The 15,499-nt window shown below is 63.9% G+C and carries 14 protein-coding genes; 6 read left to right on the top strand and 8 right to left on the bottom strand.

Translation table 11 applies throughout. The features are described from left to right. Window positions 1–6: 6 nt before the first annotated feature. The 7 genes from BLQ71_RS12435 to cysQ form a co-directional block, all read right to left on the bottom strand. Window positions 7–1,707: a DUF5927 domain-containing protein gene (locus tag BLQ71_RS12435; protein WP_074621945.1), complete on the bottom strand. Its 1,701-nt coding sequence runs from the start codon at window positions 1,705–1,707 to the stop codon at window positions 7–9. Continuing rightward, window positions 1,704–2,690, bottom strand: a complete 987-nt coding sequence (locus BLQ71_RS12430) for a glycosyltransferase family 2 protein (protein WP_175459237.1) — start codon at window positions 2,688–2,690, stop codon at window positions 1,704–1,706. Before BLQ71_RS12430 ends, BLQ71_RS12435 begins: the two co-directional genes overlap by 4 nt. 75 nt (window positions 2,691–2,765) lie before the next feature. After that, entirely contained in the window at window positions 2,766–3,950 is a 1,185-nt protein-coding gene (locus BLQ71_RS12425; RefSeq protein ID WP_074621943.1) for a glycosyltransferase family 4 protein, read from the bottom strand. Beyond that, on the bottom strand, window positions 3,931–4,914 hold the full coding sequence (gene galE, locus BLQ71_RS12420; protein WP_074621942.1) for a UDP-glucose 4-epimerase GalE: 984 nt from the start codon (window positions 4,912–4,914) through the stop codon (window positions 3,931–3,933). Before galE ends, BLQ71_RS12425 begins: the two co-directional genes overlap by 20 nt. Before the next feature lie 5 nt (window positions 4,915–4,919). Further along, entirely contained in the window at window positions 4,920–5,810 is an 891-nt protein-coding gene (gene galU / locus BLQ71_RS12415; protein ID WP_074621941.1) for a UTP--glucose-1-phosphate uridylyltransferase GalU, read from the bottom strand. A gap of 139 nt (window positions 5,811–5,949) precedes the next feature. Beyond that, entirely contained in the window at window positions 5,950–7,173 is a 1,224-nt protein-coding gene (locus BLQ71_RS12410; RefSeq protein WP_074621940.1) for a glycosyltransferase family 2 protein, read from the bottom strand. 6 nt (window positions 7,174–7,179) lie between these two features. Beyond that, entirely contained in the window at window positions 7,180–7,977 is a 798-nt protein-coding gene (gene cysQ / locus BLQ71_RS12405; protein ID WP_074621939.1) for a 3'(2'),5'-bisphosphate nucleotidase CysQ, read from the bottom strand. A gap of 128 nt (window positions 7,978–8,105) precedes the next feature. On the opposite strand from cysQ, the gene BLQ71_RS12400 reads away from it, so the two are divergent. The 3 genes from BLQ71_RS12400 to BLQ71_RS12390 are packed head-to-tail and all read left to right on the top strand — an operon-like array spanning window position 8,106 to window position 10,198. Further along, window positions 8,106–8,936: an ABC transporter permease gene (locus BLQ71_RS12400; RefSeq protein WP_069210602.1), complete on the top strand. Its 831-nt coding sequence runs from the start codon at window positions 8,106–8,108 to the stop codon at window positions 8,934–8,936. Window positions 8,937–8,984: 48 nt separating this feature from the next. Beyond that, window positions 8,985–9,581 carry a COG3650 family protein gene (locus tag BLQ71_RS12395; RefSeq protein WP_043140491.1) on the top strand — a complete coding sequence of 199 codons (597 nt, stop codon included), beginning with the start codon at window positions 8,985–8,987 and terminating at the stop codon, window positions 9,579–9,581. Window positions 9,582–9,595: 14 nt separating this feature from the next. Beyond that, window positions 9,596–10,198: a hypothetical protein gene (locus tag BLQ71_RS12390; RefSeq protein ID WP_074621938.1), complete on the top strand. Its 603-nt coding sequence runs from the start codon at window positions 9,596–9,598 to the stop codon at window positions 10,196–10,198. A gap of 17 nt (window positions 10,199–10,215) precedes the next feature. Here the strand turns inward: BLQ71_RS12390 and BLQ71_RS12385 are convergent, their stop codons facing one another. Next, window positions 10,216–10,818, bottom strand: coding sequence for an alpha-ketoglutarate-dependent dioxygenase AlkB family protein (locus BLQ71_RS12385; RefSeq protein WP_074621937.1), 603 nt, complete (start codon window positions 10,816–10,818; stop codon window positions 10,216–10,218). A gap of 224 nt (window positions 10,819–11,042) precedes the next feature. Between BLQ71_RS12385 and dnaK the strand changes: the two genes are divergently transcribed. From dnaK to radC, 3 genes are all read left to right on the top strand, one after another. Further along, window positions 11,043–12,962, top strand: a complete 1,920-nt coding sequence (dnaK, locus tag BLQ71_RS12380) for a molecular chaperone DnaK (RefSeq protein WP_043140498.1) — start codon at window positions 11,043–11,045, stop codon at window positions 12,960–12,962. Window positions 12,963–13,043: 81 nt separating this feature from the next. Beyond that, window positions 13,044–14,192 (top strand): molecular chaperone DnaJ, encoded by a 1,149-nt coding sequence (gene dnaJ, locus BLQ71_RS12375; protein WP_043140501.1) that lies wholly within the window; start codon window positions 13,044–13,046, stop codon window positions 14,190–14,192. A 535-nt stretch (window positions 14,193–14,727) separates the two neighbouring features. Continuing rightward, window positions 14,728–15,492, top strand: coding sequence for a RadC family protein (gene radC, locus BLQ71_RS12370; protein ID WP_074621936.1), 765 nt, complete (start codon window positions 14,728–14,730; stop codon window positions 15,490–15,492). The last annotated feature ends 7 nt before the right edge of the window (window positions 15,493–15,499 follow it).

The raw sequence follows: 15,499 nt of genomic DNA, 5'->3' as shown, positions 1-15,499 counted from the left end.
TGGGCACTATTTCCGGACGAGATAAGGTTTGCGGGCCTTGCCGGGATGCGCGCGGGGCAGCGGATCAACCGGAAAATCGCCCATGAGATAGGGGTGCATCCCCTGGTTCTTGAGGTCTTGCAGGAACTGGCCAAAGCCATTGAGTTCGACCAGGCGGGGGGCCTCGGCCAGGCGGCGGTTGTTCTTTTGCCCGATCTCGTCGATCAGCGTCTGCAGCGGCTCCATCGGGGCCTCGATGAAATCGGCCATCGTCCAGGTGCGGATGCGGGCCTTGACGTCCGGCTGGCGCAACTGGTCCAGCATCTTTGCCTCGATCCTTTGCAGGCGCGCGGCCTCGGCCCGGATCTCGGCGAAATCGCCGCCGGACTGGAACAGCGGCACCGCCCAGGCGCCCGAGATGACGCTGATCTGGGCATTGGGGTCACGCGCCATGTGCCAGAGGACCTTGGAGGTGTCGCGCGGCCCGTACTGAAAGCACTGGCGTTCGCCGCGCGTGTTCCACAGCAGGTTGGTCAGAAAGGCCTTGGGGTTGGCATCCCGCAGTTTCGCATTGTCCGACAGGGCCCCGGCGATGACGGTTTCCCCGCCGGCGAATTCCGCCCGTTCCGGCGCGAAAAGATGGCCGTGCACCTGCGCGCCGGTGGCCTTGGTCAACCAGGCCTCGAACCCCTGGAACAGGTCCGAAAATCCTTGGAAGACCGAGTATTTCCCGGCCGTCACGCCGTTCTCCCAGCCCCGGTTCGGGAACCGGCTTTGCATGTAGAGCCCGGGGCGGCCCCGGGTCCTTCGATCGACCGCCTTGGCAAAGATGCGGTCGATTTTGCCCGGGTTCGGTTCCTGCCGCTGCTGGTCGCTGTTCGGGTGGGTCAGGAACGCCTGGTACAGGCGGTCCGCGTGGGGCCAGATCTTGCGCGCGACGAAACAGTCCGACCGCCGCAATAGCTGCAGGTGGTCGTCGTAGAAGATGTGCGGCTTGCCCTGGAAATCGAACTTGGACAGGGTCAGCGAGCGGCTTTCGATCTGGGTGGAATAGAGCCGTGCCAGCGTCTGGAAATAGCTTTCGTCCGGAATCCAGACGCGGCGGAAATAGCGGTCATGACGGGGGCGCTGCGGGTCCTGCAGGATGGCGGTCAGGGTCTGGCGGGTCAGGCACCACCACTGGCTGCCCATATGCGGCACCAGCCCCTCTGGGATGCGGCGGGCATAGCCCATGGCCCGCTGCAGATCGACGAACTTGTCAAAGAGATAGCGGTTGTTGCGCCAGGAAAACGGGAATTGCAGGGTAAAACGCTCGTGGTCCAGCCCGCCGACTGTCCAGGGCACATCCGCGGTTGTGGCGCTCTCGATGAAATCGGTGCGCGGGCGGTCGGCCAGGTAGGCCTGCAATTCCGCCACCGGACGCAGCGGCAGGCAGGACCCGGACGACAGGTAGACGTGCCGGACCTCGGGAAAGCTGTCCAGCATCAGCTGGGCGGCGTCCTGGCTGGCGGCGACAAGGCCCCAGGTGCCCCATTCACAGCGGTGGCGTTTGCAGAACCGCACATCGGGTCGATCTGCCAGCGCCTTGCGGAATGCCTCGAACACCTGTTTGTCGACCTTGGCATCGACGTGGATCACCACCGGGCAGCCGCCCGCCGCCCAGTGCCGCGCCACCTGCTCGGCCCGGTCAAAGGCGGTGTGGACCAGCATGGCGACACCGACGCTCATGCCCAGTTGCCCTTGGACATGAGGCCGAGGATCTCAAGCTGGCGCCAGTTGATGTAGCGTTCCGACCACTTGCACCAGAGGTCCGGATTGTCCCGCACCCCTTCGGCATAGGCGATGTACTCGCGGCTGGCGCCGTAATGCTGGCCGCGTGTCAGTTCCTCTTCGGCCTTGGCGCCGAAGGTGGACAGGAATTTGGTGTGCAGCAGGATGCCGCTGGCCTTTTCCCCGCCCCATTCGTCGTAGACCTGGTTCAACCCGCGCGGCAGCAGGTTGTGGGTGGAGGAAACATAGGCATAGCGCCGGTCCCATTTCACCAGCGGGATCTTGTTCAGCGCGGGGGCCAGCGCGGGCTTGTCGGCAAAGAACATCCGCGCCCGGGGCCCGCCCTGGATCCAGAGATTGCCGAATTTCGGGTTCTTCTGGATCGCGTAATTGCCGGCATCGAACCAGTTGGCGATTTCCATCGGGTCCTGCCCGGACTGGTAGGGCTGCAGGTCGATGCGCCCCTTGGGGTACATGTCCAGCAACATGGCCGAGAACGACTTGATCGAGGAGGCATCCAGCCAGTCGGTCAGCGCGCGTAAGGGTCGCGTGTCGCAGAACGGGTAGAGAAAGAACTCATCCGGGTCGACAGTCAGCGCCCAGTGTCCGTGCGCGTGTTTGAGCAGAAGCCAGTTGAGCCAGTCCATGCCGAAACGGGCGCGCTTGTAGCTGGCCCGCGTGGTCCAGACAGAGACATCGGGCTGTTCGGCAAGGTAATCCGCCGATCCATCGGTCGAGTCGTTGTCGACGAAAAAGAAATGACCCACCCCCATTTCGCGGTAGTAGCGCAGGAAATAGGGCAGGCGGATACCCTCGTTCCGCTGGGTCGAGAACAGCAGGATGTCCGAGGGCCGGATCTGGTCGGTACGATTGGACACCGGGCGCAGTTCACGGCGCTTGCGGAAGGCGCGGATACGCCAGCGTTTCCGCTGCAGCCTCAGCCGGTATGCCTGCAATGCGCTCAAAATGCGTGCCTCTTGAATCGCGCCGGACGGGCGCCCTGTCTCGGGCTGCTATCAGGTCAGGGTTAAGACCGTTTTGAAATGCGCCTCCCAGGTCGGGGGCGCAAAGCGCGGTGCCTGTTCCGCGCGGGTCCGTCCTGCCCGATGATCCGCTGCCATCCGGCTTATCTCTTTGCGCCAAAGATACGTGTCCGCAACATCTGCGTAAACGGGAATGTCGCCCAGAACCTCCCTGTAGATCGGGAGGTTGTTCAGCAGCAACGGTACGCCTAGCGCCGCCGCCTCGACCGGGGGCAGACCATAGCCTTCGGCAACGCTGGGAAAGAGCATCCCGGCGCTGCCTGCCAGCAGCGCGGCCACCTGCCCGTCATCCAGCCCGGGCAGTTCGTGCACGCGCGCCGGATGTGCGTCGAGGCGTTCAAAAACCGCGTGGTTTTCCCAACCCCGGCTGCCGCAGATCAGCAGGTGGGCGTCGGGGATGTCGTCCCAGAGGTCCAGCAGCAGGGCGTGGTTCTTGCGCGGCTCGATGGTGCCGAGGGTGACGAAATAGGGCGCGGTCCAGGGACCATCAGGTGCCTGCGCCGGCTCCGTCAGATCCAGCCCCAGCGGGGCCGAGATCGTCTGCGGCAGGCGTTGCGCGGCGAGGTGCCTGGCCAAGTCACGCTCTGTCTGGCGCGAGTTGCAGACCAGCAGATCGGCCCGCGCGGCGCGGTTCAGGAAATGGCGAAAGCGGCCGACCGTGCCGGGGCGCTGGTACTGCGGCACGTCCAGCGGGATGGTGTCATGGATGAACACGGTCACCCGGGCGTCGATGCCCCGCAGCGCCGACAGGACACGATCCGTCAGGTTGGTGTGGCCGGTGTTCACATAGGTGAGGCCGCACGGCAGATGGCGGCGCAGCATGGCGGACAGGCGCAAGGGCAGGCAACGTGCCACGCAGATCCGGCGCAGGTCTGATTCCGCCCGCGCGCGCATCGGGTCCAGCCCGCGCTTGATCCGTGACAGGCGGTCGGCCTCGCCCCAGTTGCCCGCCGCGATCCGGTCGCGCAGGGCGGCACAGCCTGTGGCATCCAGCAGAACATAGCCCAGCGATGAGCGCACCAGACCCCAGAGGCGGCCATGCTGCAACAGGTGAGTGAGATAGGCGAATTCGACTCGGTCTACGCCGGTCATGGGGCGGCCCGCCCGGCTGACCAGCCGGGTCAGGTCCAGCAGGCGGTCACGCGGAGTAATGGCCATCTTTGTGCCAGCGCCAGGCGTCGGCGATCATCTGCGGCATGGTCGAACGGTACGGCTCCCATCCCAGGTCCTCGCTGGCGCGGGTCGAGCCCGAGACCAGTTTTGTGGCATCGCCCGCGCGGCGTGGGCCGTCGGTGCAGGGCACGGGCAGGTTCGTCACCTGACCCGCCGCCTCGATCACCTCGCGCACGGAAAAGCCGCGCCCAGTGCCAAGGTTGAAGATGCGGCTGCCTTTGCCGTCGCGCAGCCAGCGCAGGCCCAGCACATGCGCCTCGACCAGGTCCATGACGTGGACGTAGTCGCGGATGCAAGTGCCGTCCGGCGTGTCGTAGTCCGTGCCATGCACGGTCAGGCCGGGGCGCTTGCCGTCCACCGCCTCCAGCATGACCGGGATCAGGTGTGTCTCTGGGCGGTGATGCTCGCCCACCTCGCCTTCGGGGTCGGCGCCCGCCACGTTGAAATAGCGGAAGATCACAGATTTCAGCCCGTGCGACGCCTCGAAATCCCGCAGGATGTTTTCCACTGCGCGTTTCGACGCGCCATAGGCGTTCAGCGGCTCTTGCGGGGTGTGTTCGTCCAGCACGACATTGTCATGCTCGCCGTAGGTGGCGCAGGTCGAGGAAAAGACGAAATCCAGGCAGCCCGCGGCGCAGGCGGCCTCGATCAGGGTCAGCGAGCCTTCGACGTTGTTGCGCCAGTAAAGGCCGGGCTTGGCCATCGCCTCGCCGACCTGGCTCAGGGCGGCGAAATGCATGACGGCGATCGGCTGCCACTTGGCAAAGACCTCGTCCAGGCGTGCGCGATCAGACAGCGCGCCCTCTTCGAAGGGGCCGAATTTCACCGCGTCCTTCCAGCCGGTCACGAGGTTGTCGTAGGTGACGGGCGTGTAGCCCGCCGCTCTTAATGCCTTGCAGGCGTGACTGCCAATATAGCCCGCCCCGCCTGTCACCAATACGTTCGACACGGGACTTATTCCGCCGCCTTGCGGGTCACCGCCAGTTCGTCGAGATAGGCGCCCAGGTCATCCTTGAGATCGTCGCGCGCCAGGCCAAAGGCCACGGTCGCCTGCAGGAACCCGGCCTTCGATCCGCAGTCGAAGCGCTGGCCGTTGAAGCGGTAACCGTAGACGCCGCTGGAGTCGATTTCCTTGGCGATGGCATCGGTCAGCTGGATCTCTCCGCCGGCGCCGGTTTCCGGGTTTTCCAGGTGCTTGAACACGTCGGGGGACAGGATGTAGCGCCCGATCACCGCCAGGTTCGACGGCGCGTCTTCGGCCTTGGGTTTCTCGACCATGCCCCGCACCTTGACCATGTGGCCCATATCCTCGGAACAGTCGAGCACGCCGTAGGCGCTGACCTTGTCGCGCGGCACTTCCATCGCGGCGACCATGCAGCCGCCGGTGTCCTGGTAGGCCTCGACCATCTGCTGCAGGCAGGGCTTGTCGGCGGCGATCACGTCGTCGGGCAGCATGACGGCAAAGGGCTCGTTCCCGACCAGCCGGCGTGCGCACCAGATGGCGTGTCCCAGGCCAAGCGCCTTGTGCTGGCGGATATAGGCGATCTCGCCCGAGTCCATGTTGGTCGACAGCAGGATGTCCAGCAGAGCGTCCTTGCCCTTGCGACGCAGCTCTTCTTCCAGCTGCGGGGCGACGTCGAAATAATCCTCGAGCGCGCCTTTGCCGCGCGAGGTGACAAAAATGAATTCCTCGATCCCGGCGGCGCGCGCCTCGTCGATGGCGTATTGGACCAGGGGCCGGTCCACCAGTGTCATGATTTCCTTCGGAACGGATTTGGTGGCCGGGAGGAAACGGGTGCCAAGCCCTGCCACGGGAAAGATCGCCTTGGTGACTTTCGTGTTCATTACAGTCTCCATATGTCCTTGCCTTCGGGCCGGTAGGGGCCTGGCCTTGCGACCTGAATATCCTAAGGCAGGGCAAAAACCTTGGTAAAGTTGTGTTCCCAATATGTCATGAAGGGCCCTTCGGACCCACGATGGCGTATTAACCTCGCAGTTTCTGCACTCGCACAATCTCGGACGAGAGGCGAGAAGAAAAGAGCCACGGACGGATCGCGCGCCCCTCTCTCAGGCTTTGCCCGAATAGGCCGCCGGACTGCAGCCAGACGCCGTCGGGGGCAAAGCGGACGCGGTGGCGCCGGGCTGTCGGAGAAAAGAGAAACAGGCTGACGATGGCACCGTTTTCCACCGCTTTCGCGGCCTCGGTCCGCAGTCGGCGGGCCTGCCAAGGACGACCGGACAGGTGGATGCGTGGCGCGTCCGGGCGGCCGGGAAAGGGCAGGAAGGGCTGATCCGCCGGGGGCAGCGGCGGGGTTTCGCCAAAGCCGCGGGTCTCACCCGCCTTGCCGCCTTGGCGCAGCCCCCGCATCAGCCGCATCACGTCTGCCGGGTCCAGCGGCCCGCGCTGCATGAAGCGCAAAAGCCGGTGGCGCTGGGCGCGAACAAAGGCTCTCCAGGCCGGTTTGCGTGCCTTTTGCGGGCAGTGCTTGCGCAGAAAGACCATCTGCGAGGCGCCGATCTGGCTCAGGTCTCGCGGGCTGCGGTCGCGGGCGCGGCGGGGACTTTCGGCAAAGCCGTGATGCACCTGCGCCAGTGGCACCAGCGCGGTCAGATGCCCCAGGGCGGCAAGGCGCAGGTTCAGGTCGGTTTCGTCCAGGTAGAACCGAAAGGCGGGGTCAAAGCCGCCCATCTCGGCCAGCACCGACCGGCGCACCGCCATGTTGGTGCCCTCGGTCTTGATGACCTGGCCTTCGGGCGGGGTAGGGACCACGGGGGCGTCACCGGGCAGATCCAAGTCATGGGCGGTGCCGGTCACATCGACCGTGCGGGCCTGCCACTGGAACGAGATGCCGTTGCGCCCGATCACATAGCCGCCGGCGCAGGCCACGCGGGGCTCCGAAAAGGGCGCCACGAGGTGCCGCAGCCAGAGCGGTTCGGGCACTGCGTCATCATCGACAAAGGCGACAATTTCACCGCTCGCGGCGCCGATGCCTAGATTCCGGGCAGCGGAAATATTCGCCGCGTCGTAGGAGATCAGTTTGATCTGAGGTGCATCGGGGCGGCTGGTCACCACTTTTGCCCCGGCAGGGCAGGTGACCACGATCACCTCAAACGGGGCGTAGTCCAGTTGCGCCACGCCGGTCAGGCAGCGCGCCAAGGCCGCCGGGCGGTCCCGGCTGACGATGACGATGCTGACCGGCGGGGTCACCTTGGCTCAGGCCTCTTTCAGATCCACGCCCGGAGCGTAGGCGATGAAGAAGGGGTTGGCGAAACCTTCCTTGCCATAGGCCAGCGGGGTGTGATCGTCGAAGCGCACCACGCGGCCGCCCGCGCCGTGCAGGACGGCATGACCGGCGGCAGTGTCCCATTCCATCGTGCGGCCCAGGCGCGGGTAGAGATCTGCCTCGCCGGTGGCGACAAGGCAGAATTTCAGCGAGGAGCCTGCGCTGGTCATGTCCTTGACGTCATACTTGGCGATGTAGTCGTCGGTGGCCTGGTCGCGGTGCGATTTCGACGCCACCACCATCAGCTTGGAATTGTCGGGGTCGGTGACGTTGATCGGCGTGGTTTCCCCGGTGGTTTCCAGGTCGAAGGGGCCTGTTTCCTCGACCGATTTTCCGACGCTGTCGGTGTAGAACATGCGGCCCTTGGCGGGGGCATAGACGACGCCGCGCGTCGGCACGCCATCCTCGACCAGCGCAATGTTCACGGTGAAATCGCCGCGCCTCTTGATGAATTCCTTGGTGCCGTCCAGCGGATCGACGATCAAGAAGGTCATGGCCGAAATGTCGTGGCTGTCGGCCTGTTCCTCGGTCACCAGCGCCACGTTCGGGAAGGCCGCGCGCAGGCCCTCGGAGATCAACGCGTCGGCGGCTTCGTCCGCGACAGTGACGGGGCTGTTGTCGGACTTCACCATGACCTCGAAATCGTCGGAGTTGTAGATCTCCATGATCTTTTCGCCCGCCTGCAGGGCCAGTCGGCGCATCACGGTGGTCAGTTCTGAATAGTTCATGACAAGGCTCCAGACCGCGCGGGACCCACGCGGATTTATTGATTTGAAAGCTCGCGGGCCTTATGCTGCCCGCAATCAAAAACGGCAAGTGTGCGGTCGATGGCAAGGGCGCACCCGGAGCAGGCAAGATGTTTCAGGCTTCAAGACCCCGCTCCCGGCTGGGTTCCATCATCTACATCCTTGAATTGATCTACCACAATTCCGTGCGCGCGGTGCGCAAGACGCATGGCAATGCCTTCATCGCGATCTTCATGAACATGCTGCAGACGATCATCTTCGTCCTGGCGTTCTATTTCATGTTCCAGATCCTCGGGATGCGCAGCGCGGCGCTGCGCGGCGATTTCCTTGTCTACATCATGACCGGCGTCTTTCTCTTCATGACGCATACCAAGACGCTGGGTGCCGTCGCCGGGTCCGAGGGGCCGGCCAGCCCGATGATGCAGCACGCGCCGATGAACACGGCCATCGCCATCGTTTCGGCGATGATCTCGACGCTCTACATCCAGATCCTGTCGCTGATGGTGATTCTCTTCGTCTACGACGTGGCCTTCAACCCCGAGGTCATGCAGGAGATCCACGATCCGATCGGTTGCCTGGCGATGATCCTGCTGTCCTGGTTCTCGGGCGGGGCGATCGGGCTGGTCTTCCTGGCGGCGAAACCCTGGTTCCCGACCCCGGTCAGCATCATCTCGACCGTGTACCAGCGCGCCAACATGATCGCGAGCGGCAAGATGTTCGTGGCCAATACGCTGCCCAGCTACATGTTGGTGATGTTCGACTGGAATCCCCTGTTTCACACCATCGACCAGTCGCGTGGGTACGCTTTCGTGGATTACAACCCCCGGAATTCCGACTGGGAATATGCTTTGTACCTGAGTATCATCCTCGTAATGATTGGTCTCATGGGTGAGTTCTACACCCGCAAACACGCCTCGGCCTCGTGGAGCGCGCGCCGCTGACGGTCTCGCTCTTCCGGTCCTGGGCGCGGACATAAGGACGAGAGAGTAATGAATAGATTTGCAGCCATTTTCATCTGCCTCGCAGGGGCAGCTTCGGCGCAGGATTTCCCGGCGCTCTACAACGTCACCGGGCTGGATGATGGCGACGTGCTGAACATGCGCACCCGCCCGACGGAGAACGGCACCGTGATCGGCGCGCTGGATCATGACGCGCGGCTGGTCGAGGTGATCGAGGAAGACGACGGTTGGGGCCGCGTCAACGTCGAGGGACTGTCCGGCTGGGTTCCGCTGGAATCGATGGAGCGTCTCGAGGGCACCGAGCTGCCCGCCGGCTACCAGTTCAAGTGTTTCGGCACCGAACCGTTCTGGAGCGCGACCGTGGTGCAGGACGATAAGCTGACCTTCACCCGCCCCGACGACGACGACAAGGTGTTCAGCGCCTCGGGCCTGACGACCGCCGCCAGCCGCGACCATCCCTTTGCCCTGCTGGGCGCCAAGATGGGCGAACATGTGACCCTGGTCATGACCCATGAGATCTGCACCGACGGCATGTCCGACTACAAGTTCGGCTATTCCGGTGCGGTGGTGATCGGCGGCTATGAAACGCAGGTCTACACCGGCTGCTGTTCGCTGGACATGAACTGAGGCAGGGGGCGGCGATGCTGAGGATTCTGCTTGCACTGCTGGTCCTCGGTGGCGCCGCCGCGGCCCAGGACACCTATCCGCGCCTGCATGACGTCGTGGGCGTGGCCCCGGATGATGTGCTGAACCTGCGTGCCGGGCCGGGGGCCGGGCACGACAAGGTCGGCGAACTGGCCTTCGACGCCCGGGGCATCGAGGTGGTGCGGGCCGAGGGCAACTGGGGCCTCGTGAATGCCGGAGAAGGGCCCGGATGGGCCTCGCTGCGCTATCTGTCCCCGCGCGCCGACGGCGATTTGCCCAATGTCCGCCGCGTGACCTGCGGCGGCACGGAACCCTTCTGGGATGTCGAAGTCTTTGCCGGGCAGGACGCCACGATCCGGACACCAATGAACTACGAGGCCGGCGACAGGTTTTCCGTTGGCCTGTTCCAGAGGGCCTACAACCCGCTGGAAAAATACGTCCTGCAAGGGACGAACGGCAGCCGCGATCTGGCGCTTGTCGTGGCCGGGGCCTATTGCGACAACGGCATGTCCGACAATGAATTCGGGCTGGACGCGACGCTGATCGTCACCGGGTCCGATGGCTATGTCTATTCCGGCTGTTGCGAACTGTCGGACTAGGGCCGCGCCGCATAGGCTCAGGTCACCACCCGCAGGGTCAGGTTGATCCGCCCGCCCTTCGGCAACAGCGTGGATGAACCAAAGCGGATCCGGTCGACTCCGTGGAAAGCCAGCCGCGCGTCGCCGCCCATCACCACCACGTCCCCGGATTTCAGCCAGATCGACGAGGTCTTGCCACCGCGGTCCACGTTGCCCATGCGGAACAGCCCGTCGTCCCCCAATGAGACGGAAACCACCGGGCAGGAGAAATCCGCCTCGTCCTCGTCCCGGTGCAGGCCCATGCGCGCGCCTTCGCCGTACCAGTTGATCAGGCAGCATTCCGGCAATCGCTCACAGCCCGAGACGCCACGCCAGATCGCAAGCACCTCTTCGGGGATCGGCGGCCAGTCGATGCCGTCCGGGTGGCGCCGTTCATAGCGATAACCCCTGCTGTCGCTGTACCAGCCAAATGTGCCCGCCGCGCTCATCCGCACCGACATCGGCCCGCGGCGCGTGCGCGGCGTGAAGAGCGGCGCCACCGCCAAAACCTCGCGCAGCCGGGCCACCAGGGCCTCCTGCGCCGGGCGGTCGAGAAAGCCCGGATGGATGACAAAGCCTTTTTGCGTGATCGCGTCGGTCATAAGGGGGTTGTCAAGGAATGCAGGCTAGATGCCAACCGATGTTAGCGAGAAAGCCGTGAAATGCTGTCATCAGGATGCTTGCAGGCCCTCATACCCCTCCTTATATGTCCTCCGAACGCCGGGCACGCCCCTTACAGCGTGCCCAGCGACCACCATACGGGGCTGGATGCCGTAACGGGTCCGTCGCCTCGTGACATCGCCTTGAGAATGAAAGGGATCGAAACATGGGTAAAGTGATCGGTATCGACCTCGGCACCACCAACTCCTGCGTGGCCATCATGGATGGTTCCCAGGCGCGCGTGATCGAAAACGCCGAAGGTGCACGCACCACCCCCTCCATCGTCGCCTTCACCGACGACGAACGCCTTGTTGGTCAGGCCGCCAAGCGCCAGGCCGTGACCAACCCGGAAAACACCGTCTTCGCCGTCAAGCGCCTGATCGGCCGCCGCGTCACGGATCCGGAAGTGACCAAAGACAAGGACATCGTTCCGTACAAGATCGTGGACGGCGGCAACGGCGACGCTTGGGTCGATATCCGTGGCGAAAAGTTCTCGCCCTCGCAGATCTCGGCCTTCACCCTTCAGAAGATGAAGGAAACCGCCGAGTCGTATCTCGGTGAGGAAGTGACCCAGGCGGTCATCACCGTCCCGGCCTACTTCAACGACGCCCAGCGTCAGGCCACCAAGGACGCGGGCAAGATTGCCGGTCTCGAAGTGCTGCGCATCATCAACGAGCCGACGGCCGCCGCACTGGCCTACGGTCTCGACAAGAAGGATTCGAAAACCATCGCGGTCTACGACCTTGGCGGCGGTACCTTCGACGTGACCATCCTGGAAATCGACGACGGCCTGTTCGAGGTCAAGTCGACCAACGGTGACACCTTCCTGGGTGGCGAAGACTTCGACATGCGGATCGTCAACTACCTGGCGGACGAGTTCAAGAAAGAGCACCAGGTCGACCTGACCAAGGACAAGATGGCCCTGCAGCGCCTGAAAGAGGCGGCGGAAAAGGCCAAGATCGAACTGTCCTCGGCCACCCAGACCGAGATCAACCAGCCGTTCATCTCGATGGGTTCCAACGGTCAGCCGTTGCACATGGTGATGAAGCTGACCCGCGCCAAGCTGGAAAGCCTTGTCGGTGACCTGATCAAGAACTCGATCAAGCCTTGCCAGGCCGCGCTCAAGGATGCCGGTATCTCCAAGGACGAGATCGACGAGGTCGTTCTGGTCGGCGGTCAGACCCGGATGCCCAAGGTGTTCGAGGAAGTGACCAAGTTCTTCGGCAAGGAGCCGCACAAGGGCGTGAACCCGGACGAGGTCGTCGCGATGGGCGCCGCCATCCAGGCCGGCGTTCTGCAGGGTGACGTCAAGGACGTCGTGCTGCTGGACGTGACCCCGCTGTCGCTCGGCATCGAGACGCTGGGCGGTGTCTTTACCCGCCTGATCGACCGCAACACCACGATCCCGACCAAGAAGTCGCAGATCTTCTCCACTGCCGAGGACAACCAGTCGGCCGTGACGATCCGCGTCTTCCAGGGGGAGCGTGAAATGGCCGCGGACAACAAGATGCTGGGCCAGTTCAACCTCGAGGAAATCCCGCCGGCGCCGCGTGGGATGCCGCAGATCGAGGTGACCTTCGACATCGATGCCAACGGCATCGTCTCCGTCGGTGCCAAGGACAAGGGCACCAACAAGGAGCAGAAGATCACCATCCAGGCATCTGGCGGTCTGTCGGATGACGACATCGAGCGCATGGTCAAGGAAGCGGAAGAGAACGCCGACGCCGACAAGGCCCGCAAGGAACTGGTCGAGGCGCGCAACCAGGCTGAAAGCCTCATCCATTCGACCGAGAAGTCGATCGAGGAGCATGGCGACAAGGTCGATCCCTCGACCGTCGAGGCGATCGAACTGGCCGTGGCCGCGCTCAAGGACGACCTCGAAAAGGACGACGTCACCGCGGACAAACTGAAGGGTGGCATTCAGAACGTCACCGAAGCCGCGATGAAGCTGGGCGAGGCGATCTACAAGGCACAGGCCGATGAGGGCAGCGATGCCCCCGAGGCCGCCGATGACGCCGCGGGTCCGGGCGACGACGACATCGTCGACGCGGACTTCGAGGATCTCGACGACAACAAGCGGGCCTGAGGCCAGCGCCCTCGGAACCAATCTGGGGCCGGTCCGGACACCGGGCCGGCCCCATGACGTTCCGCAACGAGGAGGACGACCATGTCCAAACGAGACTATTACGACGTACTCGGCCTCGAGCGCGGTGCCTCGGCAGACGAGATCAAGAAAGCCTACCGCAAGAAGGCCAAGGAGCTGCACCCGGATCGCAACGCCGACAACCCGGAGGCCGAGTCGCAGTTCAAGGAGGCCAACGAGGCCTATGACGTCCTGAAGGACGCCGACAAGAAGGCGGCCTACGACCGCTTTGGCCACGCGGCCTTCGAAGGCGGGATGGGCGGCGGCCCGCGTCCTGGCGGCGGCATGGGCGGCGGCAACGCTGATTTCGCCAGCGCCTTTTCCGACGTCTTCGACGATCTTTTCGGCGATTTCATGGGCGGCCGCCAGGGGGGGCGCCAGCGCGCGGCGCGCGGGGCCGACCTGCGCTACAACCTGCGCGTGACGCTGGAAGAGGCCTATAACGGGCTGCAGAAGACCATCAAGGTGCCGACTTCGATCCAGTGTGACGAATGCCACGGATCGGGCGCCGAAGGCGGGGCCGAACCGACCACCTGTCCGACCTGTTCGGGCCTGGGCAAGGTCCGCGCGACGCAAGGGTTCTTTACCGTGGAACGGACCTGTCCGACCTGTTCGGGCCTGGGCCAGATCATCAAGAACCCCTGCAACAACTGCGGCGGCGCGGGCCGGGTGCAGAAGGAACGTGCCCTGTCGGTGAACATCCCCGCGGGCGTGGAAACCGGCACGCGCATTCGCCTTGCGGGCGAAGGCGAGGCCGGGATGCGCGGTGGCCCTCCGGGCGATCTCTACATCTTTATCGAGGTCGAGCCCCACAAGATCTTTGAACGTGACGGCGCCGAACTGCACTGCCGCGTGCCGGTGGCGATGACCGTTGCGGCGCTGGGCGGCGACATCGAGGTGCCGACGATCGACGGCGGCCGCTCGCGCGTCAAGATCCCCTCGGGCAGCCAGTCCGGCCGCCAGATGCGCCTGCGTGGCAAGGGCATGCCAGCCCTGCGCGGCGGCGCCTCGGGCGACATGTTCATCGAACTGGCGGTGGAAACCCCGGTGAACCTGACCTCGAAACAGAAGGAGCTCCTGCGCGAGTTCGAATCCCTGGCCGAGGACAACAACCCGGAATCACACAGTTTCTTCACTTCGGTGAAAAACTTCTGGGACTCGATGAAGGGGTAGAGTGGCCCTTAAAGGCCACTCCATTCTTTCAGCCGTTCAGACTCTTGCACTCGGCGCACTTGGGCTTTCCCCCTGTGCCTGAGCGCAGGTTCTCGCGCTCGATGTTATTGCCAGTGTTGCAGTCTGTGTCGTCATGATAGACGTTCGACTTGATTGAGTGCCAGGGTGTTTTCTTTGCCATAGTTGGCCTTTCTCCGGACCTTGCCGGTTCTGAAAGGTCTGCCTTGACAGGTCCGGCAGAATAGATTCTTCTGTCGGAGTCTATCCAGTCTTAGGCGACCTTGGTTGCTTAGCAGGAGACGGAGCGTCGGCGGGGGAGGTAAGAGAATCCCGTCGATGCCCACTCATGCTGCGTCAAAGTGACTCACTTTCCATTTTTAGTCAAGTCTGGCCTGTGGATAACAACCTGTACACAGTTCGCATATATCTTGACGTTCACAGGATGGATCGTACTGAGTCTTGCCTTTGGTTTTAAATTCGCCCAGAAACTGCAACGTTAACCAACTGTTCACCTCGGTGCGCCACCATCGCCAGTATGACCCGAGGCTCGCATTTCTCCGACTCACAGGCTGCCCTCTTCGATCATGATGAGGCACCCGCTCGGCCCGGTCCGGGGGCGCAGAAACTGCCGTCCTACATTCGCGATCACCGCGCGCGCCTGCGCGAAAGATTCCTGATCGGCGGGGCAGAGGCACTGCCGGACTACGAACTGATGGAACTGGTCCTGTTCCGGGCCATTCCCAGGCGGGACGTCAAGCCGCTGGCGCGCCTACTGCTGGAAACCTTCGGGGATTTCAACGGTGTCGTCTCGGCGCCCCTGCATCGCCTGAAAGAGGTCAATGGCGTCGGAGAGGCCGTCGTGACGGAACTCAAGATCGTCGAGGCGGCGGCGCACCGCCTTGCGCGGTCGCGGGTCCTGCGCAAACAGGTGGTCAGCAGCTGGGATGCGCTGATCGACTATTGCCAGACCACCATGTCCCACCGTGACACCGAACAGTTCCGCATCCTGTTTCTCGACCGAAAGAACGTGCTGATCGCCGATGAACCGCAGGCGCGCGGCACGGTCGATCATGTGCCCGTCTACCCGCGTGAGGTGGTGAAACGGGCGCTCGAACTCAACGCCTCGGCGCTGATCCTGGTGCACAATCATCCGTCCGGCGACCCCACGCCCAGCCAGGCGGATATCGACATGACGGCGCAGATCCAGGTGGCTGCCGATGCCTTGGGCATCACGCTGCACGATCACCTGGTGATCGGGAAATCGCGTGAACTCAGTTTCCGCAGCGAAGGGTTGCTCTGACGCTGCG

Origin of the sequence: Antarctobacter albus (assembly GCF_900101505.1) — a bacterium.
Taxonomy (GTDB): Bacteria; Pseudomonadota; Alphaproteobacteria; order Rhodobacterales; family Rhodobacteraceae; genus Antarctobacter; species Antarctobacter albus.
This window is presented reverse-complemented; position numbering and strand designations above follow the sequence as displayed.